The organism is Verticiella sediminum (genome assembly GCF_007558815.1).
In the GTDB taxonomy this organism is placed as follows: domain Bacteria; phylum Pseudomonadota; class Gammaproteobacteria; order Burkholderiales; family Burkholderiaceae_B; genus Verticiella; species Verticiella sediminum.
The window spans coordinates 36,214-61,358 of sequence record NZ_VLTJ01000020.1 but is presented as its reverse complement, the minus strand read 5'-3'; the positions used below and the strand labels follow the sequence as shown (position 1 = coordinate 61,358).

The window sequence follows — 25,145 nt, the reverse complement described above, 5'->3', positions numbered from 1 at the left end:
CCTTTCGGCGGCTGGACGGTGTGTCGTGGCGCGTGCCCGGCCACCGTCGCGGCCAACCGGTCACGCAGGCGTGCCGTGGCGCGCGCGCAGGGCGCGCTTGTCGATCTTGCCCAGGTGATTGCGCGGCAGGCTGTCGAGCGCGGCCAGTGCCACCAGGCGCTGGGTCTTGCCGACCCGCTCGTTGACCCAGTCGAGCAGGGTCGAGGGGTCCGCCGCCGCCCCGCCGCGCGGCACGACCACGGCCGCCGGCGATTCCCCCCAGGCGTCGGAGGGCACGCCGTACACCGCGCACTCCTCCACGTCGGGATGGGTGGCGAGCACGGCCTCGATGTCGCTCGGGTAGATATTGAAGCCGCCCGAGATGATCATGTCCTTGAAGCGGTCCATCAGCGTGAGAAAACCGTCGGCATCGAAACGGCCGGCATCGCCCGTGCGCACGAAGCGCTCGCCCTCGGGCGAGATCCACAGCGCGGCCTCGGTCTTCTCGGGCGAATTCAGGTAGCCGCGCATGATGGTCATGGATGTGCCGACAATCTCGCCCACCTCGCCTGCGGGCAGCTCCGCGCCCGTCTGCGGGTCGATCACGCGGATGTCGTGTCCGGGCATGGGCTGGCCCACCGTGTGCAGCTTGTCCGGGTGTTCGTGCGCGCGCAGCACGCAACTGCCGCCGCCCTCGGTCATGCCGTAGAACTCGGTGAGCCCGCCCGGCCATCGGCGCAGCACCTCGGCCTTGAGCGCCGGGGCGAACGGGGCGCTGGTGCAGAACTTCATCACGTAGCTCGAGAGGTCGCGCGCATCGAAGCCGGGCTCGGCCATCAGACGGCGGTACTGCACGGGCACCAGCATGGCATGCGTGACCCGATGCCGCTCGGACAGGTCGAGAAAGCCCTGGGTATCGAATTTCTTCATGAGAATGACCGTGCCGCCGCTCGCCACCGCGGGCAGGAAGCTCACCAGGGTCGTGTTGGAATACAGCGGCGTCGACACCAGCACCACGCAGCCCGGGCGGTACGTCCACTGGGCGGCGGTCGAGATCTGGCGCCAGCGCATCGCATGGGTGTGCACGATCCCCTTGGGCGTACCGGTCGTTCCGGAGGAATAGATCACGTTGAAGATGCGCGCTTCGTCCGGGTGGCCGGCGGCGGGCTCGCCCAGCGGGCCGGCCAGCCAATCGCTCCAGGGCTGCCCGGGCGCGCCGTCCTCCAGGGCGACGCTGGGCCATGCCGGGCCGGCGGCGTGCGACCCGGCGCGGTCGACGAAGAGCAGGCTGGGCCGGCTGTCGGTCAGCATCGCCTCGAGCGTCGCGGCTTCCGCGCTGGGCGGCAGCGGCACCACGCCGATGCCGCTGCTGGTGGCGGCCACGAACAGCGCCGCGTACTCGATGCCGTTGAGGGCGCAGACGGCGATCAGATCGCCCGCCGCCAGGCCGCAGCCCGCGAGGCGCGCGCGCAGCCGGCCGCACAGGGCGTGCAGTTCGGCCAGCGTCAGCGTGCGCTCGCCGTCGCGCAGCGCGATGCCGTCCGGGTTGCGGCCGGCGTGCCAGGCCAGCAGCTCGCCCAGGGTGCCGCTGGGCGCCTGCAGCAAGGGGTCGATGGGGTGCGGATCGGGAATGGGCGTAGTCTGGGGTGTTGTGCTGACCACCGGCGTCTCCTGTTGCGGGCACGGCGCGGCCGTACCCGATCTTCGAAAGGTCGGTGTGATTCTAGCCCTGCCCGGGGCCGGCGGGGCCTGCTGCGCCACGTGCGCGTCGGCAGCCGGCAGATCCACCGGATCGCGTGCAGGGCAAGGCCCCGGCGCGTCGCCGCGATCTGCCGGCAGACCGGCGGCTCTACAATGGATGGGAGCGCCGGCCAGGCCGGCCCGGCGCTGAATCTCGCACGGAAAGACACGCATGCTGGAGACTACCTGGGTGGCCTTGCGCGATCATGCGCGCATACGCGCCATCGTGGCGGTGTTGGTGCGCTACGGCGTGCAGGATGTGGCGGTGCGGCTCGGTCTGAAGCCGTTGTTGCGCGAGCCCGCCGGCGGCGGCCAGACTGAAGCCGAGGCCGGGGTGGCGTCGCTGTCCGTGCCGCATCGCCTGCGCCTGGCCATCGAGGAACTCGGCCCCACGTTCATCAAGCTCGGCCAGATCCTCGCCACGCGCTCGGACCTGTTGCCGCCGCACTGGACCGAGGAACTGGGCAAGCTGCACAGCCATGCCAGCGTCCTGCCCTGGCCGGTGCTGAGCGAGGCCTTCGAGCACGATCTGGGGGTGCCGGTGGCCAGCGCTTTCGCGCAGTTCGATGCGACGCCGCTGGCCGCGGCCTCGATCGCCCAGGTCTACCGCGCCCGCCTGCATTCCGGCGAGGACGTGGTGGTGAAGATCCAGCGCCCGGGGCTGCGTCCGACGATGCAGGCCGATCTGCGCCTGCTCGGCCATCTGGCGGCCCTGATCGAGAACCAGGAGTCGCTGCGCACCTATCGGCCGCAGGACATCGTGCGCTACCTTGCCTCGGCGATGGCGGACGAACTCGACTTCACCCGCGAGGGCCAGGCCTGCGAGCGCATGCGTGCCGCGCTCGCCGGCATGCCTGGGGTCGTGGTGCCGCGCGTGTTCTGGGAATGGACCAGCGAGCGGGTGCTGGTCCAGTCGTTCATCGAGGGCGTGGAGCCGACCGATCATGCCGGGCTGGCGGCGCAGCGCCTGGACGGGCCGCTGCTGGCGGACCGCGGCGCCCGCGCGTTCCTGAAGACCGTTCTGCACGACGGCTTCTTTCATGCCGACCCGCATCCAGGCAATCTGCTCGCGATGACGGGCGATCGCGTGGCGTTCATCGACTTCGGCCTGGTCGGACGACTGTCGCCGCGCCGGCGCGAGCAGTTGCTGGTCATGTTGCGGGCCATCATCGAAGGCCGCTCCGACGACGTCGCGAGCACGCTGCTGGAATGGTCGGGGGCCACGCAGTTCGACTGGGGCGAGATCGACGTGGCGGCGCAGGCCTTCGTGGCGCGCCATGCGGGCGGCCCGCTGCAGTTGGAGGCGACGCTGCGCGACTTCATGGCCATGGCGCGCGAGACCGGGCTCGCCCTGCCGCCCGATCTCGCACTGCTGTTCAAGGCGCTGATCACCGCCGACGGCGTATTGCGCGAGCTCGATCCGGCGTTCGACGTGGTGCGCGTGGCCCGGCCGATGGTGCAGCGCGAGCTCGCCGAACGCTACTCGGCGCGCACGCTGCGCCGGCAGGCGCGCGGGATGCTGGGCGAGTTGCAGGGCCTGGCGCTGGATGTGCCGCAGGTCGCGCGTTTGGCGATGTACCGCATCAAGCACGGTCAGTTCGGCGCCCGCGTGGAGATCGCGAATCTCGCCGAGCTGGGACGTTCGCTCGAACGGACGGCGACCCGGCTCGCGCTGGCCATCGTCGTCGCGGCCTTCGTGCTGGCGCTAGGCCCGCTGCTCCTGAATCTGGGGCCGCGCTGGCTGGGCATGCCGGTCTTTGCCCTGCTCGGCCTGCTGGTGGCTGTGGGCGGACTGCTCGCCTTGCTCTGGAGTTTCCGCCGCCGGGAGTGACTCGCCCGCGGCGGCGTGCAATTGGGCGCGCGTGCGCGCGATCAGGGATTCCAGCGGCTCGTCGGCCAGCCCGCTGGCGCTCGCCGTGCTGATCTGCACTGGCTGGGCGCGGACGGTTTCCAGCGCCTGCGCGGCGCTTTGCGCCACGCTGCGCAGGCGGGCCGCGGCACCGTCCAGCACCTGGGGCGCGGCGTCGGGCAGCACGATCAGGAAGGCGTCCGCGCTGGCGCGCGCCAGCACGTCGCCATGGCGCACGCTGCGCTGCAAGGCCGCACCGATGGCCTCGACCACGGCGCAGGCGGCGGCGTGGCCGTGGACATCGCTGATCGCCTGCAGATTGTCCAGGCGCATCACGATCGCGCCACAGGCCCCGCCGCCCCAGGGCAGCTCGAGCAGCAGGCGCTGGGTCAGACGGACATCCAGTTCGTCCGCGTAGGGCACGGTGTCGTGCGTGGCGATCTCGCCATGGCCGCGCCCGCCCAGCACCATGACGGCCACACCGGCGAATGTCCACAGCACGCCGAGCAGCAGCGCGGCACGGCCCAGGTCGCCGGCCACGCCGTCCCGGGCCGGCGCCACGGCGCGCAGGGCGCTGGCGGCGCGTTCGAGCGCTTCGAGCCCGCGCCGGCTCGGCAGGGGGCCGGAGGCCAGCGCAGCGCGGCGCAGGTCCTCGGCGGTGGCCGCCAGTTCGGGCGCCCAGCGCGCCGGGCCATGCACCATCGCGGCGCCGGCTGCGTCCAGCGCGCGCTGGGCCTGCGCCCATGGCGCGTCATCGTCGCTGTCCTGCCAACCCACGGTCTCGACGTTCGTCAGGCTCAGGCTGGCCTCGAACAGTCGTTCCACCGTGCGCTGGTAGTCGGCCAGCCGGGAGTGCCGGACGGCCTGCTGATACAGCAGGATGCTCGCGCCCGACAGCAGAATCACGGTGGCGGCCAGCATCGTGGCCAGGGTGCGCGCACGGCGCGCGCCGTGCGCCGGCGCAGGCCGGGGCGCAGGGGGCGCGGGCATCTGCACGGCCGACACTCAACCGCGCGCCAGGCGTGCGCGCAGCCGCGCGATCGCCTGCGAACGCAACTGGCAGACGCGCGCTTCGCCGACGTTGAGCACCAGACCGATTTCCTTCAGGTTCAAGCCCTGTTCGTAGCTCAGGCTGAGCAGCAGCTTCTCGCGCTCGGGCAGTGCGTCGATGGCCTGGACGAGGGCGGCGCGCTGCTCCTGGCCGAGCAGGGCCTGGAGCGGATCCTGCGCGCTCGCGTCGGCCGCGTCCTCGGCATGAGCACCGCCGGGCAGGGCGTCCAGACCGCTGCCCAGCTCGTCGGCATATATCAACTGCGCGCCGTGCGCTTCCTGCAGCATGGCCTGGTACTCGCGCAGGCTGACATCGAGTGCGGCCGCGACCTCCGCTTCGGAGGGTTCCCGCCCGAGCGCCTGCGCCGTGCGGTGAATGGCGTTCTCGATGCGCCGCGCGCGTTCGCGCACCCCGCGCGGCGCCCAGTCGGTGCTGCGCAGCTCATCCAGCATGGCGCCGCGTATGCGTTGTGTCGCATAGGTCTCGAACTGCGCCGTGGGGACTTCGCGATAGCGCGTGACCGCGTCGAGCAGGCCCATCATGCCGGCCTGGACCAGGTCGTCGAGCGACACGCTGGCCGGCAGACGGGACGCCAGGCGCAGCGCCAGACGGCGCACCAGGGGCGCGTGACGCGCCACCATGGCGTCGCGGTGCGCGCGGCCGTAGGCGTCGAGCGTACCGCGACCCGCCGCGGCGGGCGGGGGCGACGGGCTCACCGCCCCATCCTCGGGGATGGCGCGGGCCGTGACGGTGCCCTGTGGCGGCATGTAGTAATCGTAAGCCATGTCTGCATTCACACCCGGGACCCGTCGGGTATGGGACGGATTGTGTCAAATCGGCCTGGTCGAGTAACGCTTGAACACGGATACTTTCCTAGTGTTGTTCAAACGTTTCACAGAGATAGGTGTTTACCCTGGACTTGTCTATAGTACATTCCGTTGCATATGTGTGTAACAGATCGAGGTCCGGGATTTCCTTGATGCAAGTCAAGCCAAATTTGATAGTGGAAATGTTATTCTTTGCGCTAATTTGAAATAAATTTACTTGAAAATCCTACTGCATTCCACTTTTCTGTGACATATTATGTCGTATAAACGTTGCATAATATGTCAAATGTGGCGAAATGCTCTTCGGCCGCGGCGGCATCGCGCCATGGCCGGGGTTTTCACATTCAGTAACGTCTTGAGCCTGTCAGGGTCTGGAGAGCGGTATGAGCAGCAGTAGCGGCAACCTGTTGGCGGAGATACGCGAAGTCAATCTGTCCTATCTCCTTCTTGCGCAGCGCATGCTGAACGAGGATTTCGCCACGGCAACCTTTCGCCTGGGCTTCAGCAGCGAGGTGGGCGAGATCATGCGGCGCCTGACGCTGTCGCAGACGGTGCGTCTGGCGAGCTCGAGCTCGCTGCTGTGCCAGTTTCGGTTCGACGAGGGGTCGCTGCTGACCGCCGTCAGCGAGGACGCCCTCGGGGGCGTGCTGCAGCAGGCCCACACGACCCTGCTGCTGGCGAGCCAGCCGGTCGAGCAGATCGGCTGAGCGGGGCGGACACGATGGCCACCAAAAGCGTCATGCGGGAAGCCAGCGAGATCCAACTGGCGATCGAGTTGATCGGTCTGGGCGCGCGCCTGCAGATGCTGGAGGCCGAGACCGGCCTCAGCCGCGAGCGGCTCGTGCGTCTCTACAAGGAGATCAAGGGCGTCTCGCCGCCCAAGGGCATGCTGCCTTTCTCCGTCGACTGGTTCATGACGTGGCTGCCCAACATCCACGCCTCGCTGTTCTATAACGTCTACCGCTTCCTGAACACACAGGGCGAGGTGCGCGGCGTGCGCGCGCTCATGGGCGCCTATCGCGTCTACCTCGAACACGTCGAGCCCGGCCAGGAACCCCTGCTCAGCTTCACGCGCGCCTGGATCCTGGTGCGCTTCTTCGATGGCGGCATGCTGCAGCTCTCGCGCTGCGGCCGCTGCGGCGGGCACTTCGTCGCGCGCGCCTACGAGCCCGATGCCGATTTCGTCTGCGCCATCTGCCGGCCGCCGCCCCGGGCATGCTCCGAGCGCGCGCTGCAGAGTTTCGCCAGGCAGCCCCGGGTGCGCCAGCCCGCCGCGGAGGTGCGCCATGCGCACTGAGTCCGGCTCGTCGAGCGGCCTTTCGATGCTGCGAGGGGCCGCATGCTGATCGTTCTCGGCTTCATCCTGGTCTTCGGCTCCGTGTTCGGCGGTTTCGTGCTGGTCGGCGGCCACCTGGGCGCGCTGTACCAGCCGGTCGAGGTGCTCATCATCGGCGGTGCGGCCGTGGGCTCGTTCATCGCCGCCAACAACGGCAAGTCGCTGCGCGCCACCGCCAAGATGATGCCGCGGCTGTTCCGCGGCGCGCGCTACGACAAGACGCTCTACATGGAGCTGATGGCGCTGCTCTACGTGCTGCTGACCAAGGCGCGGCGCGAGGGCATGATGGCGCTGGAGAGCCATGTCGAAGATCCGGCGTCGAGCGCCATCTTCTCGGCCTATCCGCGCATCCTCGCCGACGCCGTCCTGGTCGAGTTCATCACCGACTACCTGCGCCTGATGGTGAGCGGCAACATGAGCGCCTTCGAGATCGAGACGCTCATGGACAGCGAGATCGAGACGTATCAGCACGAGGCCGACGTGCCCGCCACCGCCTTGCGCACCGTGGCCGACGCCTTGCCGGCCTTCGGGATCGTGGCCGCCGTGCTGGGCGTCGTGCACGCGCTCTCCGCGATCGACCAGCCGCCGGCCATCCTCGGCGATCTCATTTCCAAGGCGATGGTGGGAACCTTCCTCGGCATCCTGCTCGCCTACGGCTTCGTCTCCCCGCTCGCCTCGCGCACCGACCGCCGCAACGCCGAGTCCGTCAAGATCTTCGAGTGCATCAAGACCACGCTGCTCGCCAATCTCAACGGCTACCCGCCGCAGCTCGCCGTCGAGTTCGGCCGCAAGGTGCTGTACTCCACGGAGCGGCCCTCCTTCATGGAGCTGGATGAGCACGTGCGGACGGTCAAAGGGCGCTGACGGAGCACTGCGATGAGCCCTTCCGACACCCCGCGCGTCGTGGTCAGACGCAAGGCGAACCGGTACCGGCCGCACTACGGCGGGAGCTGGAAGATCGCCTACGCCGACTTCGTGACGGCGATGATGGCGTTCTTCCTCGTGATGTGGCTCATCATGATCACCTCGCCGCAAGGCCGTGAAGGCATCGCCGAGTATTTCCGTACACCGCTGGGCGTGGCCATGGCGGGCGGGCCCGATCGCAGCGCCAGCGACAGCCCCATCCCGGCGCATCCGCGCGATTCCGTGATTCCGCTCAGCGGGGGCGATCCCCGGGTGTCCGAAGGCATCGTGCGGCGGGCTGATCCATCGCCGCAGACCCGGCAGCAGTCCGAGACGGAAAGGCGCGACCGCGCCCGCCTGGAGAATCTGCGCGCGCGCCTGGAGGCGGCGATCGAGCGCAATCCGGTGCTGCGCCAGTATCGGCCGCAGTTGCTGGTCGACATGACCAGCGAGGGTCTGCGCGTGCAGATCGTCGACGACCAGAACCGTCCGATGTTCGCCACCGGAAGCGCGCAGATCGCGCCCTACATGCGCGCCATCCTGCGCGAGATCGGCCCCATGCTGAACGAGCTGCCCAATCGCGTCAGTCTCGCCGGGCATACCGATGCCATGCAGTATTCGCAGGGCGAGCGCGGCTACAGCAACTGGGAGCTGTCGGCCGACCGCGCCAACGCATCGCGCCGCGAGCTCGTCGCCGGCGGCATGCACGAGGAGAAGGTCCTGCGCATGATGGGGCTCTCCTCCACCCAGCCTCTGGCCAAGGACGATCCCTACGCGGCAGTGAACCGGCGCATCAGCCTGGTGGTGTTGAATCGGGCCACCGAACTGCGGATCGAGCGCGAGAACGCCTCGGCGGCGGACATCCAGGCGATGTCGGCCAGCCAGGCGCAGGCTGGCATCGCGGGCGATCCGCCGGACGGGGGCATTTCGGAATAGGACCGCACAACGACATGGAACAGACCGTTCTGGTGGTGGACGACTCCATCACCGTGAGACGCATGGTGACGGCGGCGCTGGTCGACGCAGGCTGGCCTGTCCTGGCGTCCTGCAACGGCCGCGACGCGCTCGCGGCCATCGCGCATCGGCAGGTGCACCTGGTCATCACCGACCTCAACATGCCGGAGATGGATGGCATCGAGCTCATCCGCGAGCTGCGCGCGCGCCCGCAGTACGCCAAGGTGCCCATCCTGGTCCTCACGACCGAGATCGACGAGCGGGCCAAGCAGGCCGCCCGCACGGCCGGCGCCACCGGCTGGCTGGGCAAGCCCGTGCACGGCGAAGTCATCGCCCAGGTGGCCGCGACCCTGCTCAATTGAACCTGAACGTCTCTCTCCTTATGAGTCCCCATGATGCCTGGAGTGCCTAGCTTGGCGTTTTCGTCCATCGACATGCCGTCTCGCCCGCAAGCGCTGCGTACGGGAGGACGGCCATGAGCGGCCTGGACCTCAAGCAGTTCTACCAGACCTTCTTCGAGGAGGCCGAGGAACTGCTCGCCGACATGGAGCAGTCCCTGCTCGGGCTCGATCCGGCCAGCCCGGACGCCGAGCAGCTCAACGCGGTGTTCCGCGCGGCGCACTCGATCAAGGGCGGCGCCGCCACGTTCGGCTTCGTGGCGCTGACCGAGACCACCCACTTGCTCGAGAACCTGCTCGACGCCATCCGGCGCGGCGAGATGCCGTTGCGCGCGGACATGATTGACATCTTTCTGGAAACCAAGGATGTGCTGAACGGGCAACTCGAAACCTACCGTGCCGACGCGGAACCCGCGCCCGAAACCTATGCGCGCATCTGCGCCGTGCTCAAGCAGCTCGCACTCGAGCAGGGCACGGGGCGCGCGGCGGCTCCTCCGGCTGCTGCGGCTCCGGTCGCGCCTGCGCCTCGGCCCGAGCCGGCTGCGATGGCCGAGGCGGCCGCGCCCGCCGCCGCTGCGCCCGCCGCCGGCACTCCCACCCTGGAAGTCCGCCTGTCCCGCGTGGCGGCCAAGGACCGCCGGGGCCTGATCGAAGAACTCGGCAACCTCGGCGAGATCCTGGGCCAGGTCGAGCAGGGCGAGGACGTCACGGTCTGGCTGGGCACGACGTGCACGGCCGACGACATCATTGCGGTGTGCTGCTTCGTGATCGACGTGGACCAGATCGAGGTCAAGGTCGCGGATCGCGCCGCACCCGCCGCACCTGCACCTGCCGCCGCACCCGCGCCCGCCGCAGCGCCGGCGCCAGCCGCGTCGCTGCCCGAAGCCGTGCCCGGCGCCGCGCCCGGCGCCGCGCCCGCGCGCGAGCCCGCCGCGGCGAACACAGCGCCGGGAGCCGACGCGCGCCGCGCCGCCGCGGTCGAGAAGGAGGCGGGGTCGATCCGCGTCGCTGTCGAGAAGGTCGATCAGGTGATCAACCTGGTCGGCGAGCTGGTCATCACGCAGGCCATGCTGGCGCAGACCGCCTCCACCCTCGATCCGGTCCTGCACGACCGTCTGCTCAACGGCATGGAGCAGCTCGAACGCAACGCGCGCGACCTGCAGGAGTCCGTGATGTCCATCCGCATGATGCCGATGGACTACGTATTCAGCCGCTTTCCGCGCGTCGTGCGCGATCTGGCCGGCAAGCTGGGCAAGCAGATCGAGCTGGTCACCGTGGGCCGCGCCACCGAGCTGGACAAGAGCCTCATCGAACGCATCATCGATCCGCTCACGCACCTCGTGCGCAACAGCCTGGACCACGGCATCGAGCTGCCCGAGCAGCGCGTCGCCGCCGGCAAGCCCGCCAAGGGGGAGCTGGTGCTGTCCGCGCAGCACAGCGGCGGCAACATCGTGATCGAAGTGGCCGACGACGGCGCGGGCCTGAACCGCGAGCGCATCCTGGCGAAGGCGCAGAAGCAGGGCATTCCGATCAGCGAGACGGCCAGCGACGACGAGGTCTGGCAGCTCATCTTCGCGCCCGGCTTCTCCACTGCCGCCGAAATCACCGACGTGTCCGGCCGCGGCGTGGGCATGGACGTGGTCAAGCGCAACATCCAGAGCATGGGCGGGCAGGTCTACCTGTCGTCGCAGGCCGGGCGCGGCACGACCACCCGCATCGTGCTGCCGCTCACCCTGGCCATCCTCGACGGCATGTCGGTGCGCAGCGGCGACGAGGTCTTCATCCTGCCGCTGAACCATGTGACCGAGTCGCTGCAGCCCAAGCTCGAAAACATCCATACCGTGGCCGGCGACGAGCGCGTGCTCTACGTGCGGGGCGAATACCTGCCGCTCGTCGAACTGCATCGCATCTTCAGTATCGAGGGCGCGCAGACCGACCCGGTGCAGGCGATCGCCGTGATCATGCAGGCCGAGGACCGCCGCTTCGCGCTGCTCGTCGATCAGCTCGTCGGCCAGCACCAGGTCGTCGTCAAGAGCCTGGAATCCAATTACCGCAAAGTGCCGGGCATTTCGGCGGCGACCATCCTGGGCGACGGCAGCGTGGCCCTGATTGTCGACGCCTTCGCCCTGGCACGCGCCAACCGCGAACGCCTGGGCCAACCCGACGGCCTGCTCAACTGAAGGAAACACCATGGACAACCAAGTCAAGCAGACCGCCGACGGCGAGGGCAAGGAGTTCCTCGTCTTCGCGCTGGGTACGGAGGAATACGGCATCGACATTCTCAAGGTGCAGGAGATCCGCGGCTACGACGCCGACGCGCTCACCCGCATCGCCAACGTGCCGGCCTTCATCAAGGGTGTGACCAACCTGCGCGGGGTAATCGTGCCCATCGTCGACCTGCGCATCAAGTTCCGCATGGCCTCGGTCGAATACAACCAGCAGACCGTGGTGATCATCCTCAACCTGGCCGGCCGCGTGGTCGGGATCGTGGTCGACGGCGTCTCGGACGTGCTGATGCTGCGGGCCGGCGAGATCTCCCCGGCGCCCGAGTTCGGCTCGATGCTGTCCACCGAGTACCTCAGCGGCCTGGGCACGGTGGATGGCCGCATGCTCATCCTGGTGGATATCGAGAAACTCATGACCAGCGACGAAATGGCGCTGGTCGAACGCGCTGCGGCCTGATCAGCGCACGCTTCGTTCCGGAACGCGACGATGTTGAAGAACATGAAGGTCAGCACGCTGTTGATGGCGGTGCTCGGGCTGCTGGGCGCCATGCTGCTGGGCGGCGGCGCGATCGGCTGGCTCGGTTTGTACGACGCCAGCCGCACGCTGGAGGAAGTCCACACGCTCAGCGCCGAGGCCAAGGCCGAGCTGGACGAGGCCTACCTGGTCTCCGCGCGGGCGAGCACCGGGCTGATCGCGCTCGCGACCAGCCTGAACACGGGGGGCTCGCTCGATGCCGCTTCGCGCCAGGATGCCTCGCGCGCCGCCGGCATGCTGCAGTCCGCCGCCGGGCACGCCGCGCTGGCGCGCGAGACCGAACTGGAACCGGAAGGCGCGCGCCTGCTGGCCGCCACCCTGCAGGCCTTCGACGCCTACCACGGTAACCTGCGCGCGCTCGATCAGGCGGCCTCCGCGGGCAACGCCGCCGGCGTCGCCAACGCTTCCGCGAGCCTCACCCGGACCTCGGACCAGCTCGTCAGGGCGCGCGAGGCCTTCAACAGCTATGCCGACAGCCGCATCGAGGCGCTGATGAGCGCCTCCGAGCGGCAGTACGCCATCGTGCGTGTGATGATCGTGGGGGCGCTGATCTTCACGCTGATCGTGATTCTGGCCATGCGTTCGGCCCTGCAGCGCATGGTGATGCGTCCGCTGCGCGAGGCCGGCGCGCATTGCGACCGGATCGCCAAGGGCGATCTGACGGGCGTGATCGCGGTCGAGTCGAACAACGAGTTCGGCGCGCTGCTCGTCTCCATCAAGCACATGCAGGACGACCTCGCGCGCACCGTCGGTGCGGTGCGGCGCGGCGTGGAGGAGATCAACGTCGGCGCCCGCGAGATCGCCATGGGCAACCTGGACCTGTCCAGCCGCACCGAGCAGCAGGCGAGTTCGCTGCAGGCCGCGGCTTCCAGCATGGAGCAACTGGCCAGCGCCGTGCGCCAGAATGCCGACAACGCGCGCCAGGCGACCCAGCTCGCGAGCGGCGCCTCCGGCGTGGCGGTCTCGGGCGGCGAGGCCGTGGGCGACGTGGTCGACACCATGCGCGACATCGCGGGCAGCTCGCGCAAGATCGAAGAGATCGTCGGCGTGATCGACAGCATCGCTTTCCAGACCAACATCCTCGCGCTGAATGCCGCGGTCGAGGCGGCCCGGGCCGGTGAGCAGGGCAAGGGCTTCGCCGTCGTGGCGGGCGAGGTGCGCAGCCTGGCGCAGCGCAGCGCCAGCGCGGCCAAGGAAATCAAGGCGCTGATCGCCGAGTCGACCCACAAGGTCGCGGCCGGTTCGACCCAGGTCGAGAAGGCCGGCGCCACGATGGACGACATCGTGAGTTCGGTGCAGCGCGTGAGCGACCTCATCGGCGAGATCTCCGCCGCGTCGGTGGAGCAGTCGAGCGGCATCGAGAGCGTGAACCGTTCGGTCGCCGAAATGGATGAAATGACGCAGCACAACGCTGCGCTGGTGGAGCAGGCGGCGGCAGCCGCCGCCTCGCTGGAGGAGCAGGCGCGCACGCTGAGCGACGCGGTCGCCGCGTTCCGCCTGAACGATGGCGCGGCGCGGGCTCCCGCTCGCCGCACGGAGTCCCAGGGCACGGCGGACGCTGCGCGCGGCCGCCTCGCCGGGCTTGCGACGGCCGTCTCCACGCGCGCCAAGCAGGCAGCGGCGTCGGCCGCCTTGCCCCAGCTTGCCGGCGCGGGGGCCGGGACGGGCGCCGCCGTTCCGGTGGAACTGCCGGCCGGGGCGCCGCCCAAGGCGGCGCGCACGGCCCGACAACCCGCCAAGCCGAATGCACCGAAGCGCGCGCCCGTGGCCGATGACGATTGGGAGTCGTTTTGAGCCCGCTCGTTCAACACCGCGACATGACCTGATCCACCCAGGAGATCCGATTCCCCATGAAACGCAAACGCAGCCTATCCGTCAGCGCATCCCTGATGCTCGTCATGACGGCGTTCTTCCTGCTCATCGTCGCCCTGGGCGCCATGAGCGTGTACTTCCTGCAGGACAGCTTCGAGCGGATGCAGCACGCCGACAACGCCCAGAATCGCGCGAGCGACGCGAACCAGATCAATAGCCTGCTGCTCACCTCCCGCGTGAGCCTGCTGTCGGCGGCGCGCGAATTCCAGGAGGGCAACCTGTCGTACGCGAGCACGCAGGTCGACACCGCCAAGGAGCAGGTCCAGGCCGCGAAGAAGGTGTTCGCCGAGTTCCAGGCCCACCCGCTCGAGGACGAGGTCGGCCGGCCCCTGTACATGGGCGTGCTGCGCGCCTATCGGGGCTACATCGACGACGGCGTCGATACGCTGGTGGACGCGCTCGCCGGCGGCGACTTCGCGAGCTTCTACATGATCAACAACGAGTACGGCACGCCGCGCGGCGAGGCCTTCGTGAAATCGATCGCGCAGTTCGTGAGCTACATCGACGAGTCTCGCGCACGAACGCTCGCCGCCGCCGAACGCGGCCGTGACATCGCGTTGAGCACGGTGGCGGGCGCCGGTCTGCTTGCGCTGCTGCTGGCCATCGGTAGCTGGGTCTTCCTGCGCCGGGTGGTGGTGCGTCCGCTGCAGGACGTCGGCCGCCGCTTCGAGCGTATCGCGGGCGGCGACCTGACCCAGCGCATCGACAGCATGAGCGGCAACGAGATCGGCGCGCTCTACGCGGCGCTCGCGCGCATGCAGCAAGGGCTCGCGCGCACGGTGCTGGCGGTGCGCCAGGGCGTCGAGGAGATCAACCTGGGCTCGCGCGAGATCTCCGCCGGCAATGCGGACCTCTCCTCGCGCACCGAGCAGCAGGCCGCTTCGCTCGAGGAAACCGCCGCGAGCATGGAGGAGCTGGCCTCCACCGTGCGCCAGAACGCGGACAACGCGCGCCAGGCGAACAAGCTCGCGGCGAGCGCGTCCAGCACCGCGGTGCAGGGCGGCGAGGTGGTCGGGCAGGTGGTGAGCACCATGTCCAGCATCTCGGACAGTTCCAAGAAGGTCACCGAGATCATCTCGGTGATCGACAGCATCGCCTTCCAGACCAACATCCTGGCCCTGAACGCGGCCGTGGAAGCCGCGCGGGCCGGCGAACAGGGCAAGGGCTTCGCGGTGGTGGCGAGCGAAGTGCGCAACCTGGCCCAGCGCAGCGCGCAGGCGGCCAAGGAAATCAAGGAGCTCATCCAGGCATCGGTGCTCGAGGTCGACAAGGGCACCGGATTGGTGGCCCGGGCGGGCAGTACCATGCAGGACGTGGTGACCGCCGTGCAACGGGTGACCGACATCATGGCCGAGATCTCGGCCGCGTCGGACGAGCAGTCCAACGGTATCGAGCAGGTCAACCGCGCCGTCTCCCAGATGGACGATGTCACGCAGCAGAACGCCGCGCTGGTCGAAGAGGCCGCGGCGGCTGCCGTTTCCCTGGAGCAGCAGGCGGGCCGGCTGCTCGCCGCGGTGGCCACCTTCAAGGTCGACCAGAACGAGGTGATCGACATCGGCGCCCAGCAATCGGCTGCGCATGGTGCCGAGCATGACCGCCTGGGCCATGCCTATGCCGGCGAGGAGGACGGTGAGTCGCCCTCGCTGGCGGCGCCGGCGGGCGCCGCGCCGGCACTGGCGGGGTGACGAGGGCATGACGGGTGCGCGCACAGCGACGATGAATCTGCCGGGTATGCCGTCGCGGATCGACCGGAACTTCGTGTTCACGGACGCCGATTTCGCCCGCGTGCGCCACCTGATCCGCGAGCGCGCCGGCATCGCCCTGGGCGCGCACAAGCGCGAGATGGTCTACAGCCGGCTGTCGCGCCGGCTGCGCAGTCTGTCGATGCACAGCTTCACCGAGTACCTGGACGGGCTGGAGGCGTCGGCCGTCCACCCCGAGTGGGAGGCTTTCGTCAACGCGCTCACGACCAATCTCACGGCCTTCTTTCGCGAGCCGCATCACTTTCCGGTGCTGGCCGAGTTCGTGCGCGGCCTGGGGCGGCCGGTCAATGTGTGGTGCGCTGCGGCGTCGACGGGTGAAGAACCCTATTCGATCGCCATCACGCTGCTCGAAGCCCTCGGGCCGCATGCGGCGCGCTCGCGCGTCTACGCCTCCGATATCGACACCCAGGTGCTGGATACCGCGCGCGCCGGCGTCTACAGCGCCGAGCGGGTGGCCAAGATGGAGGCCGCGCGCCTGCAGCGCTTCTTCCTGAAGGGCACCGGGCCACGGGCCGGCATGGTCCGCGTCAAGCCCGAGGTTGCCGCCCTGGTCGAGTTCGAGCGCGTCAACCTGCTCGACGAGCGGTGGGCGCTGCCCTGTCGCTTCGACGCGGTGTTCTGCCGCAATGTGATGATCTATTTCGACAAGCCCACGCAGGCGCGCATCCTCGCGCGCATGGAGCCGTGGGTCGAGCCGGGCGGCCTGCTGTTCGCGGGGCACTCGGAGAACCTGACTTACGTCACGCAGGCCTTCGTGCTGCGCGGGCAGACGGTCTATCAGCGCGTATGAGGCCTTCCATGCTGGCGCACGCAAAGGGCCTGGCCACCCATCGCCACTACGACAGCCGCTTCGGCTGCGATGTCGTCAAGCTTCTGCCCAACGAGTACTACGTCACCGGCGAAGACATCGTGCTGGCCACGGTCCTGGGCTCCTGCGTGGCGGCGTGTATCGCCGACCCGGTGGCCAGCGTCGGCGGCATGAACCACTTCATGCTGCCCGGCACGGACGACGGCGGCAATGCCGGGCAGTCGCTGCGCTATGGCGCCTTCGCCATGGAGCTCCTCGTCAACGAGTTGCTCAAGATGGGCGCGCGCCGCGAACGGCTCGAGGCCAAGGTCTTCGGCGGCGGCGCGGTGATCGAGCGCATGCGGCAGATGAACATCGGCGAGCGCAACGCGGCCTTCGTCCTGGACTACCTCGCCACCGAGCAGATTCCGGTGGTCGCGCAGGATCTGTGCGGCGATCATGCGCGGCGCGTGAACTACCTGCCGCGAACGGGCAAGGTGCTGCTCAAGCGCATGAACTCGCAGCGCAGCGATCTGGTGGTCGCCTGCCGCGAGCAGGCGTTGCGCGAGCGCATGCCCGCGCTGATGCCCAAGCCCCAGGTCGAGCTCTTTCACAAATCCGGCCTCGAACTTTTCACACCCATGCCCGACAAGGAGGGGCGTTGATGTCCGTCGCGACCAGGATTTCCGTTCTTTGCGTGGATGATTCCGCGTTGATCCGCGGGCTCATGACGGAGATCATCAACAGCCAGCCCGACATGCAGGTGGTGGCGACGGCACCCGATCCCCTGGTCGCGCGCGAATTGATCAAGCGGCACAACCCCGACGTGCTGACCCTGGACGTCGAGATGCCGCGCATGGACGGGCTCGACTTCCTCGAGAAGCTGATGCGGCTGCGGCCGATGCCGGTGGTGATGGTCTCCTCGCTCACGCGCAGCGGTTCGGAAGTCACGCTGCGCGCGCTCGAACTGGGCGCGGTCGATTTCGTGGCCAAGCCGCAGTTGGGCATACGCGACGGCATGCTCGAGTACGCCAACCAGATCGCCGAAAAGATCCGCGCGGCCTCGCGTGCGCGCCTGCAGACGCGCTCGGCCGCGCCGGCGATTCCCGCAGGCATTCTGAAGCGGCCGTTCGCGAGCTCCGAGAAGCTGGTCGTCGTGGGCGCGTCCACCGGCGGCACCGAGGCCATCCGCACCTTGCTGACGCCGCTGCCGCCGGACAGTCCGGGCATCCTCATCACCCAGCACATGCCCGCGGGCTTCACGCGCTCCTTCGCGCAACGCCTGAACCAGCTCTGCGCGATCACGGTGGCCGAAGCCGCGCATGGCGAACGGGTGCTGCCCGGCCATGCGTACATCGCGCCGGGCGACCATCACATGCGGCTCGCGCGCAGCGGCGCGAACTACGTCGTCGAGCTGGACCAGGCGCCGCCCGTGAACCGGCACCGGCCTTCGGTGGACGTGCTGTTCGATTCCGCCGCCAGCCTTGCCGGCGCGAACGCGATCGGCATCATCCTCACCGGCATGGGCAAGGACGGCGCAGCGGGCATGCTCGCCATGCATCGCGCCGGCGCGCGCACGCTCGCCCAGGACGAAGAGAGCTGCGTGGTGTTCGGCATGCCGCGCGAGGCCATCGCCACCGGCGGCGTCGACGAGATCGTCCCGCTCGAGCGCATGAGCGAGCGTATGCTCGCGAACCTGGCCAGCTTCGGCGAGCGCGCAATGCGCATCTGAGCTGCGCGCCTTCACAGAGAATCACAGGGCAGGGCGGACCGCCCCTGCCTTTCGTCATGGAGTCACCCTCATGGTCAACAAGAGCATCAAGATTCTGGTCGTCGACGACTTTCCCACCATGCGGCGCATCGTGCGCAACCTGCTGAAGGAACTCGGATTCGAGAACGTCGACGAGGCCGAGGACGGCCAGATGGCGCTCGACAAGCTGCGCGGCAGCAATTTCGATTTCGTCGTGTCCGACTGGAACATGCCGAACCTCGACGGGCTCGCCATGCTCAAGCAGATCCGCGCCGATCCCGCCCTGGCCAAGCTGCCCGTGCTGATGGTCACCGCCGAAGCCAAGAAGGACAACATCGTCGCCGCGGCGCAAGCCGGCGCGAGCGGCTATGTGGTCAAACCGTTCACCGCCGCGACGCTCGAAGAAAAGCTCAACAAGATCTTCGAGAAGCTCGCTGCTGCTCAGTAACGTCACGCGCGAGGAATCCATGAGCCAGATCAACAGCCAGACCGCACTCGCGGACAACGACGACCTGATCCTGCGGATCGGCCAACTCACACGCATGCTGCGCGACAGCATGCGCGAGCTCGGCCTGGACCGCGCGATTCAGGAGGCGGCCGAAGCCATTCCCGATGCGCGCGACCGTCTGCGCTACGTCGCCAACATGACCGAGCAGGCCGCCCACCGGGTGCTGAACGCCACGGAGGCCGCGCAGCCCATCCAGGACAAACTCTCGGCGGATGCCGACGGGCTCGACGCGCGCTGGCAGCAGTGGTTCGACCAGCCGCTCGAACTGCCCGAGGCCCGTGTGCTGGTCGACGATACGCGCAGCTTCCTGCGCGAGGTGCCGCAGAGCGCGCGCGCGACGCAGTCGCACCTCATGGAGATCATGATGGCGCAGGATTTCCAGGATCTCACCGGCCAGGTCATCATGAAGATGATGGACGTCATCGGCGCGGTCGAGCGCGAACTGCTCCAGGTGCTGCTCGACAACGTGCCCGCCGAGAAGCGCGAGGCGCAGGGCCTGCTCAACGGGCCGCAGGTCAATCCCCAGGGCCCGGACGTCGTCACCGGCCAGGACCAGGTCGACGATCTGCTCGCCAGCCTGGGCTTCTGACGGGGCGATCGGACGAATAGTCCGCTTTCGCAACATCTGTTCGGCCCATCGCCGCCGTGTGGGCCGGCCTAGAATCCGCCCCGAGGGTGTATCGACAGCCAAGGCCCGGCTCGCGCCGGGCGGACGCTCCCGCGGGGAATGAATGTCGGTACACCCTTGATAGCCTGGGCGACACGCGTGCGCCGCGTTCGGGCGGGCGCACGGGATTCGAATGGCCGAAGAAAGCGATCTGGAAAAGACCGAACCCGCCTCCGAGAGGCGGCTGGAGAAGGCGCGCGAGGAGGGGCAGACGCCCCGCTCGCGCGAGCTGGTCACGTTCCTGCTGCTGCTCTCGGGCGTGGGCATGCTCTACCTGGGCGCCGCCCCCCTGTACGAGGCGCTGCGCGGGGTGCTGCGCGGCTCGCTCGATTTCGACGTCCGGGTCGCGTTCGACACGGCCGCCATGCTGCAGGGCGCGGGCACGGTGGCATGGCGGGCCCTGCTGGCCATGCTGCCGCTGTTCGGCATCCTGGCCGTGGTGGCGATCGGCGCCTCGGTGGCCTTGGGCGGCCTGCTGCTGGTCGGCAAACCGCTGGTGCCGGACCTGAACCGCCTGAATCCGGTCAAGGGCCTCGCGCGCATCTTCTCCGCGAACACGCTGATCGAACTGGCCAAAGCGCTGACCAAGGCAGCCCTGGTCGGCAGCGTGGCCACCTTCGCGATCTACAAGCTGCTCGACGAGATGCTCGTGCTCATGCACGTGGCGGCCTCGGCCGCACTCGCCAAGTCGCTGAGCCTGGTCGCCCTGTGCTGCGCCATCGTCATCGCCTCGCTGGTGGTTATCGCCATGTTCGATGCGCCTTACCAGGTTTGGAGCCACCTGAAGAAGCTGCGCATGTCGCGCCAGGACGTCAAGCAGGAGCACAAGGAGTCCGACGGCGACCCGCACCTGAAGGCGCGCATCCGCCAGCAGCAGCGCCAGATGGCGCGCGGGCGCATGATGTCCGCCGTGCCCACGGCCGACGTGGTGCTGACCAACCCCACGCACTATGCCGTCGCGCTGAAGTACGAGGAAGGTCGGGCCTCGGCGCCGCGCGTGGTCGCCAAGGGCACCGGCCTCATTGCCCAGCGCATCCGCGAACTGGCCGCTGAACACCGGGTTCCCCTGCTCAGCGCGCCGCCGCTCGCGCGCGCGCTGCATCGCCACGTCGAACTGGACGCCGAAATCCCCGTTGCCCTGTATGCGGCGGTGGCCGAGGTGCTTGCGTGGGTCTTTCAGCTACGCACCTGGCGCGCGCAGGGCGGCATCGAGCCGGGACGTCCGTCCGGCATCGCCGTTCCGCCCGCGCTCGATCCGCAATCCACAGCCTCATGAATGCCCTGTTCTCCACGCTGCGCACGAGCAGCGCTTCGCATGCCCGACTGATCGCCGGGCCGCTGCTCATCGTCATGGTCCTCGCCATGATGGTGCTGCCCCTGCCGCCGTTCCTGCTGGACTTGTTCTTCACTTTCAACATCTCGCTCGCGATCATGGTGCTGCTGGTGGCGATGTTCACCACGAAGCCGCTGGATTTCGCCGCGTTTCCGTCGGTGCTGCTGTTCGCCACTTTGCTGCGCCTGTCGCTGAACGTGGCCTCGACCCGCGTCGTCCTGCTGCACGGGCATACCGGGCCCGACGCGGCGGGCCGGGTGATCGAAGCCTTCGGCCACTTCCTGGTGGGCGGCAACTTCGCCGTGGGCATCGTGGTGTTCCTGATCCTGATCATCATCAACTTCATGGTCATCACCAAGGGCGCCGGCCGCATCGCCGAAGTGGGCGCGCGCTTCACCCTGGACGCCATGCCCGGCAAGCAGATGGCGATCGACGCCGACCTGAACGCCGGCCTGATCGGCGAGGAAGAGGCGCGCCAGCGCCGGCGCCAGATCAGCGAGGAGGCCGAGTTCTACGGCTCGATGGACGGCGCAAGCAAGTTCGTGCGCGGCGACGCCGTCGCCGGGCTCATCATCATGGCGGTGACCATCATCGGCGGCCTGGTCGTGGGCGTCATGCAGCACGGCTTGAGCGTGGGCGACGCTGGCCGCGCCTACACCCTGCTCACGATCGGCGACGGCCTGGTCGCCCAGATCCCGGCGCTGGTGATCTCGACCGCGGCCGGCGTCGTGGTCTCGCGCGTGGCGACCGACAAGGATATCGGCCAGCAGATGGCCAGCCAGCTCTTCTCCAACCCGAGCGTGCTCTTCATCACGGCGGGCGTGATGGGGCTGATCGGCATCATCCCGAACATGCCGCACGTGGCTTTCCTGCTGCTCGCCGGTGTGCTCGGCGGCATCGGCTGGATGATGCTGCGCCGTCAGCAGCAGCAGGCGGTGCAGACCGCCCAGGCGCGGCCTGCGGTGGCCGAGGAGGTGGCGAGCGCGGCCGCCGCGGAAGCCTCGTGGGACGACGTCGCGCTGGTCGACCCGCTCGGGCTGGAGGTGGGCTATCGCCTCATCCCGCTGGTGGACCACGGCCAGGGCGGCGAACTGCTGCAGCGGATACGCAGCCTACGCAAGAAGTTCGCGCAGGACATGGGTTTCCTGCCGCCGGTGGTGCACATACGCGACAACCTGGAACTCAAGCCCACGGAATACCGCATCCTGCTCTCCGGCGTGGAGGTCGGCCGGGGCGAGGCCGCGCCCGGCATGTGGCTGGCGATCGACCCGGGCGGCGCGGTGACGCCGCTCGAGGGCACGCAGACCACCGACCCGGCCTTCGGCCTGCCCGCCGTGTGGATCGAGGAAGGCCAGCGCGACGCCGCCCAGATGGCGGGCTACACGGTGGTCGATGCAAGCACGGTGGCCGCGACGCATCTGAACCATCTCATGCATCGCTATGCGGCCGAACTGCTCGGCCGCACCGAGGTCCAGGCGCTGCTCGATCACATCGGCCGCGATTCGCCCAAGCTCATCGAGGACCTGGTGCCCAAGACGGTCAGCCTGACCACGCTGCAGAAGGTGCTGCAGGGGCTGCTGGCCGAAGGCGTGGCGATCCGCGACATGCGCGCCATCATCGATGCGCTGTCCGAGCATGCGCCGCGCCTGGCGGTCAACGGGGCGCAGCCGGACGCGGGAGAATTGCTCGCCGTGGTGCGCCGCGCCCTGGGCCGGGCGATCACCCAGCAGTTGTTCCCCGGGACGGGCGAGATGCGCGTGATCGGCCTGGACGTGAACCTGGAGCGCGTGCTGATGCAGGCGATGTCCTCCGGCGGCGCGCTGGAGCCGGGCCTGGCGGACATGCTGCTGCGCGAGGCCGAGGCGGCCGTGCGCCACCAGGAGAGCGCGGGCGATGCGCCCGTGCTGATGGTCGGCGCGCCGCTGCGCCAGTCGCTCGCCCGACTGCTGCGCCTGCATCTGCCGCAGCTCAGCGTGCTCGCCAACGCCGAGGTGCCGGATGACCGCAACATCCGCGTCACCGCCATCATCGGAGGCCAGGCCCGATGAGCGTGCTGCGCTTCTTCGGCGCGACCTCGCGCGACGCCATGCGCCAGGTCCGCGAACGTCTGGGCGACGATGCCATGATCCTCGCCAATCGCGCGGTCGAAGGCGGCATCGAGATCCTGGCGGTCAGCGAAACGGCCGTGACCGGCATGGCGACGCAGGCGGAGCCGGCGCAGCACTCACCGCACGCGCAGCATCCACAACAGGCGCAGCCGCTTCGGCGGGCACAGGCGGCCACGCCGCCACCCGCCAAGGCGCGGGAGCTGCGCGCCGCGCCGGCCGTGCTGGCCGGGCGCGGGGCGGCAGCGTATAGCCAGGTGAGTGCGCTTGCCGACGAGGGCCTGGCGCGCGAGGTGGACGATGCCGTGCCTGCGCGCGTCGAGATGCCGACGGCGGGATCGGCCGGCGATCCCGCGCACGCGGTCGACACGCCGTTCACCGCGCCGCCCGGGGCGCCCCCGCTCGCGCGCGCGATCCCGGACGGCAGCACCGCGGCCGGCGCGCCGGCGCAAGCCTGCGCGGCCGAGGCCAGGCCCGGTGCCACCGCCACCGCCGCCTTCGCTGCGCCGGCCGCCCGGCATGTCTTCCGGCATCTGCTGGGCGCGGGCTTCAGCAGCCCGCTCGCCCGGGCGCTGGCGGCCCGCGTACCCGCGGAGCTCGACGAAGCGGGCGGCGTGGCCTGGGCGCGCAGCGAGCTCGCCGCACGCCTGCCGGTTGCCGGCGACGAGCAGGCCTGGCTGGCCGCGGGCGGGGTGTTCGCGCTGATCGGCCCGACCGGCGTGGGCAAGACGACCAGCACCGCCAAGCTCGCCGCGCGCTGCGTGCTCGTCCATGGCCGCGACGCGGTGGCCATGCTGACCACCGACGGCTACCGTATCGGCGCGCACGAGCAATTGCGCATCTACGGCCGCATCCTGGGGGTGCCGACCCTGGCCGTGAACGATGCGCAGAGCCTGCGCCAGGCCCTGCACGAACTGCGCGACAAGCGGGTCGTGCTCATCGATACGGTGGGCATGAGCCAGCGCGATCTCAAGCTTGCCGAACAGGCAGCGCTGCTCTGCGGTGCCGGCCGGCCCGTGCGTCGGCTGCTGCTGCTCAATGCCGCCAGTCATGGCGACACCCTGGACGAAGTGGCGCATGCGTACCGCCGCGGCGCGGATGCCGAGCTGACCGGCTGCATCCTCACCAAGCTCGACGAATCGCGCAAGCCGGGCAGTGCGCTCGACGTGGTGCTGCGGCACCGGCTGCCCATCCATTACGTGTCGGACGGCCAGCGTGTGCCGGAGAACTTCGGCCCCGCACAGGCGTCGGTGCTCGTCGCGCGGGCCTTCGACGCGGCCGCCGAAGCGCTGTTCTGCCCCAGCCCGGCGGATTGGCAGGCGCTCGCGCCGGTGCTGCCGCCGCCGATCCCGATGGCCGAGGGCGCTGTGCCCGCGATCACCGGGCCCGTCGACGCCGGCATCGCCGCGCACGACCTGGCGCAGCGGCGCGCAGCGGGCCTGCGCGGCCTGGAGGCGGTGCTGGGCAGCGCGCCCGAGGAGCGCAATCCCGGCTTGCGCGATGCCGCGCTGCGCGAGCTGCAGACCGAGCGCGGCGTCGCGCTCGCACGCGAGCTGTGGCGCATGGCGTGGCATGACGATGCACCCGCCGAGGCCCTCAGCGACCTGGCGCTGGGCGATCTCGCGGCGCACGCTCCCGATCTGTGCGAGCGTCAGTTGCTGGCGCTCCATGGCCGGCTGTCTGCGCCCCGCGCGAGCCCGGGCGGACGGACGGTGGCAACGACGCTGCTGTGCTCGGATCGCGGCGACTGGTTGGCCGCGCCCGCCGTCCATCTGCTGACCGCGCAAGGCGTGCTCGCCGCGCATGCAGGGGAGGGCGAGGTCGCCCACGCCAGCGCCGGCGTGCACGCCACGCGCGAACGCGCCGCCTGGTTGCAGCGCCGGCTGGCGCACCGCACGCTGCACGTGTTCGAGGGCATGACGGCCGAGCACCTGGAACACCTGGAGGCGCTGGAGCTGTCCTGGCTCGCAGGCTGCACGGCTCTGCAGCCGCTGGAGCACGACGGGGTGCGCAGCAATGCGACGGGCATCGCCGCCGGCCTGGGCCATCGGCCGGCCGGCCGCATCGTCGGCACGGGCCTGACGCGCTGGGTGAGTTCGGCTCCTGCGGTGCTGCGCGGCCAGCGCGGGCGTCGCCATGCCGTCCATCTGCTGGCCGTGCGCCATGTGGACGACGCCGGCGAGTGCCGCTGGCGCGGCTTCGCGCTGGCGCCGGCGCAGACGGGCGATGCGCAGGAACTGGCACTGTGCCTGGAGGCCGCGCACGCGGGACGCGAGGCCGGCGCATGGGCCGCCAGCGGTGTGCAGATGGCGTTGGATCAGGCCGAGACCGCCGCCGGCGCATGGTGCCGCCACATGCTGGCGGGCGCGCAGCTCGGGCTGGCCGCCGCGCGCCTGAGCCGGCGTCCGGGAGCGGCGGGACGCTGGCTGGCGCTGGCCGACGATGCGCCGTCGGGCCGGGCGAGCGCGGCCCGACGGCGCGCGCGCATCGAGCAGCTCACGCGGGCCTTCGGCGCGCTCGCGCTGCTCGACGCCGCCACGCTCTGAGCCAGGGGGGGCATCTC

General features: G+C 69.6%; 20 protein-coding genes and 1 pseudogene. 18 read left to right on the top strand and 3 right to left on the bottom strand.

The window, feature by feature from the left end; translation table 11 throughout:
- Nucleotides 1-60: 60 nt before the first annotated feature.
- Complete coding sequence (locus FOZ76_RS09925; protein WP_246129395.1) at nt 61-1,641, bottom strand: class I adenylate-forming enzyme family protein; 1,581 nt, start codon at nt 1,639-1,641, stop codon at nt 61-63.
- Nucleotides 1,642-1,891: 250 nt separating this feature from the next.
- Here FOZ76_RS09925 and FOZ76_RS09920 point away from each other — a divergent pair, with 250 nt between their 5' ends.
- Entirely contained in the window at nt 1,892-3,550 is a 1,659-nt protein-coding gene (locus FOZ76_RS09920; protein WP_143947995.1) for an ABC1 kinase family protein, read from the top strand.
- Between the two features lie 27 nt (nt 3,551-3,577).
- Here the strand turns inward: FOZ76_RS09920 and FOZ76_RS28165 are convergent.
- A pseudogene (locus FOZ76_RS28165) lies at nt 3,578-3,901 on the bottom strand (diguanylate cyclase domain-containing protein); the annotation flags it as partial.
- 672 nt (nt 3,902-4,573) lie between these two features.
- Complete coding sequence (locus tag FOZ76_RS09910; RefSeq protein WP_246129420.1) at nt 4,574-5,260, bottom strand: RNA polymerase sigma factor FliA; 687 nt, start codon at nt 5,258-5,260, stop codon at nt 4,574-4,576.
- A gap of 569 nt (nt 5,261-5,829) precedes the next feature.
- On the opposite strand from FOZ76_RS09910, the gene flhD reads away from it, so the two are divergent.
- From flhD to flhF, 17 genes are all read left to right on the top strand, one after another.
- Nucleotides 5,830-6,153, top strand: coding sequence for a flagellar transcriptional regulator FlhD (flhD, locus tag FOZ76_RS09905; RefSeq protein WP_143947993.1), 324 nt, complete (start codon nt 5,830-5,832; stop codon nt 6,151-6,153).
- A 14-nt stretch (nt 6,154-6,167) separates the two neighbouring features.
- Nucleotides 6,168-6,743, top strand: a complete 576-nt coding sequence (flhC, locus tag FOZ76_RS09900) for a flagellar transcriptional regulator FlhC (protein ID WP_143947992.1) — start codon at nt 6,168-6,170, stop codon at nt 6,741-6,743.
- 42 nt (nt 6,744-6,785) lie between these two features.
- Nucleotides 6,786-7,646: a flagellar motor stator protein MotA gene (gene motA, locus FOZ76_RS09895; RefSeq protein WP_143947991.1), complete on the top strand. Its 861-nt coding sequence runs from the start codon at nt 6,786-6,788 to the stop codon at nt 7,644-7,646.
- A gap of 12 nt (nt 7,647-7,658) precedes the next feature.
- The gene (motB, locus tag FOZ76_RS09890; protein ID WP_143947990.1) at nt 7,659-8,621 is read left to right on the top strand and encodes a flagellar motor protein MotB; all 963 of its coding nucleotides are present in this window, start codon (nt 7,659-7,661) and stop codon (nt 8,619-8,621) included.
- A gap of 14 nt (nt 8,622-8,635) precedes the next feature.
- Nucleotides 8,636-9,001 (top strand): response regulator, encoded by a 366-nt coding sequence (locus FOZ76_RS09885; protein ID WP_143947989.1) that lies wholly within the window; start codon nt 8,636-8,638, stop codon nt 8,999-9,001.
- A 113-nt stretch (nt 9,002-9,114) separates the two neighbouring features.
- On the top strand, nt 9,115-11,217 hold the full coding sequence (gene cheA / locus FOZ76_RS09880; RefSeq protein WP_143947988.1) for a chemotaxis protein CheA: 2,103 nt from the start codon (nt 9,115-9,117) through the stop codon (nt 11,215-11,217).
- 10 nt (nt 11,218-11,227) lie between these two features.
- The gene (locus FOZ76_RS09875; RefSeq protein WP_143947987.1) at nt 11,228-11,719 is read left to right on the top strand and encodes a chemotaxis protein CheW; all 492 of its coding nucleotides are present in this window, start codon (nt 11,228-11,230) and stop codon (nt 11,717-11,719) included.
- 30 nt (nt 11,720-11,749) lie between these two features.
- On the top strand, nt 11,750-13,591 hold the full coding sequence (locus tag FOZ76_RS28160) for a methyl-accepting chemotaxis protein (protein ID WP_143947986.1): 1,842 nt from the start codon (nt 11,750-11,752) through the stop codon (nt 13,589-13,591).
- Nucleotides 13,592-13,647: 56 nt separating this feature from the next.
- On the top strand, nt 13,648-15,354 hold the full coding sequence (locus tag FOZ76_RS09865; protein ID WP_143947985.1) for a methyl-accepting chemotaxis protein: 1,707 nt from the start codon (nt 13,648-13,650) through the stop codon (nt 15,352-15,354).
- A 31-nt stretch (nt 15,355-15,385) separates the two neighbouring features.
- Entirely contained in the window at nt 15,386-16,222 is an 837-nt protein-coding gene (locus FOZ76_RS09860; protein WP_143947984.1) for a CheR family methyltransferase, read from the top strand.
- A gap of 8 nt (nt 16,223-16,230) precedes the next feature.
- Nucleotides 16,231-16,884, top strand: coding sequence for a chemoreceptor glutamine deamidase CheD (cheD, locus tag FOZ76_RS09855; RefSeq protein ID WP_143947983.1), 654 nt, complete (start codon nt 16,231-16,233; stop codon nt 16,882-16,884).
- Nucleotides 16,884-17,951: a protein-glutamate methylesterase/protein-glutamine glutaminase gene (locus tag FOZ76_RS09850; RefSeq protein ID WP_143947982.1), complete on the top strand. Its 1,068-nt coding sequence runs from the start codon at nt 16,884-16,886 to the stop codon at nt 17,949-17,951. Before cheD ends, FOZ76_RS09850 begins: the two co-directional genes overlap by 1 nt.
- 70 nt (nt 17,952-18,021) lie before the next feature.
- Nucleotides 18,022-18,417, top strand: a complete 396-nt coding sequence (cheY, locus tag FOZ76_RS09845) for a chemotaxis response regulator CheY (protein WP_143947981.1) — start codon at nt 18,022-18,024, stop codon at nt 18,415-18,417.
- Nucleotides 18,418-18,436: 19 nt separating this feature from the next.
- Nucleotides 18,437-19,066, top strand: coding sequence for a protein phosphatase CheZ (gene cheZ, locus FOZ76_RS09840; protein WP_170235375.1), 630 nt, complete (start codon nt 18,437-18,439; stop codon nt 19,064-19,066).
- 211 nt (nt 19,067-19,277) lie between these two features.
- Nucleotides 19,278-20,420 carry a flagellar biosynthesis protein FlhB gene (flhB, locus tag FOZ76_RS09835; protein ID WP_143947980.1) on the top strand — a complete coding sequence of 381 codons (1,143 nt, stop codon included), beginning with the start codon at nt 19,278-19,280 and terminating at the stop codon, nt 20,418-20,420.
- Nucleotides 20,417-22,525: a flagellar biosynthesis protein FlhA gene (gene flhA / locus FOZ76_RS09830; RefSeq protein WP_143947979.1), complete on the top strand. Its 2,109-nt coding sequence runs from the start codon at nt 20,417-20,419 to the stop codon at nt 22,523-22,525. Before flhB ends, flhA begins: the two co-directional genes overlap by 4 nt.
- On the top strand, nt 22,522-25,128 hold the full coding sequence (gene flhF / locus FOZ76_RS09825) for a flagellar biosynthesis GTPase FlhF (protein WP_143947978.1): 2,607 nt from the start codon (nt 22,522-22,524) through the stop codon (nt 25,126-25,128). Before flhA ends, flhF begins: the two co-directional genes overlap by 4 nt.
- The last annotated feature ends 17 nt before the right edge of the window (nt 25,129-25,145 follow it).

Bases quoted from the DNA above. Each gene is read 5' to 3' on its own strand.
- FOZ76_RS09920 (WP_143947995.1), top strand. From the start codon at position 1,892: ATGCTGGAGACTACCTGGGTGGCCTTGCGCGATCATGCGCGCATACGC.
- FOZ76_RS09910 (WP_246129420.1), bottom strand. From the start codon at position 5,260: ATGGTGGCGCGTCACGCGCCCCTGGTGCGCCGTCTGGCGCTGCGCCTG.
- flhD (WP_143947993.1), top strand. From the start codon at position 5,830: ATGAGCAGCAGTAGCGGCAACCTGTTGGCGGAGATACGCGAAGTCAAT.
- flhC (WP_143947992.1), top strand. From the start codon at position 6,168: ATGGCCACCAAAAGCGTCATGCGGGAAGCCAGCGAGATCCAACTGGCG.
- motA (WP_143947991.1), top strand. From the start codon at position 6,786: ATGCTGATCGTTCTCGGCTTCATCCTGGTCTTCGGCTCCGTGTTCGGC.
- motB (WP_143947990.1), top strand. From the start codon at position 7,659: ATGAGCCCTTCCGACACCCCGCGCGTCGTGGTCAGACGCAAGGCGAAC.
- FOZ76_RS09885 (WP_143947989.1), top strand. From the start codon at position 8,636: ATGGAACAGACCGTTCTGGTGGTGGACGACTCCATCACCGTGAGACGC.
- cheA (WP_143947988.1), top strand. From the start codon at position 9,115: ATGAGCGGCCTGGACCTCAAGCAGTTCTACCAGACCTTCTTCGAGGAG.
- FOZ76_RS09875 (WP_143947987.1), top strand. From the start codon at position 11,228: ATGGACAACCAAGTCAAGCAGACCGCCGACGGCGAGGGCAAGGAGTTC.
- FOZ76_RS28160 (WP_143947986.1), top strand. From the start codon at position 11,750: ATGTTGAAGAACATGAAGGTCAGCACGCTGTTGATGGCGGTGCTCGGG.
- FOZ76_RS09865 (WP_143947985.1), top strand. From the start codon at position 13,648: ATGAAACGCAAACGCAGCCTATCCGTCAGCGCATCCCTGATGCTCGTC.
- FOZ76_RS09860 (WP_143947984.1), top strand. From the start codon at position 15,386: ATGAATCTGCCGGGTATGCCGTCGCGGATCGACCGGAACTTCGTGTTC.
- cheD (WP_143947983.1), top strand. From the start codon at position 16,231: ATGCTGGCGCACGCAAAGGGCCTGGCCACCCATCGCCACTACGACAGC.
- FOZ76_RS09850 (WP_143947982.1), top strand. From the start codon at position 16,884: ATGTCCGTCGCGACCAGGATTTCCGTTCTTTGCGTGGATGATTCCGCG.
- cheY (WP_143947981.1), top strand. From the start codon at position 18,022: ATGGTCAACAAGAGCATCAAGATTCTGGTCGTCGACGACTTTCCCACC.
- cheZ (WP_170235375.1), top strand. From the start codon at position 18,437: ATGAGCCAGATCAACAGCCAGACCGCACTCGCGGACAACGACGACCTG.
- flhB (WP_143947980.1), top strand. From the start codon at position 19,278: ATGGCCGAAGAAAGCGATCTGGAAAAGACCGAACCCGCCTCCGAGAGG.
- flhA (WP_143947979.1), top strand. From the start codon at position 20,417: ATGAATGCCCTGTTCTCCACGCTGCGCACGAGCAGCGCTTCGCATGCC.
- flhF (WP_143947978.1), top strand. From the start codon at position 22,522: ATGAGCGTGCTGCGCTTCTTCGGCGCGACCTCGCGCGACGCCATGCGC.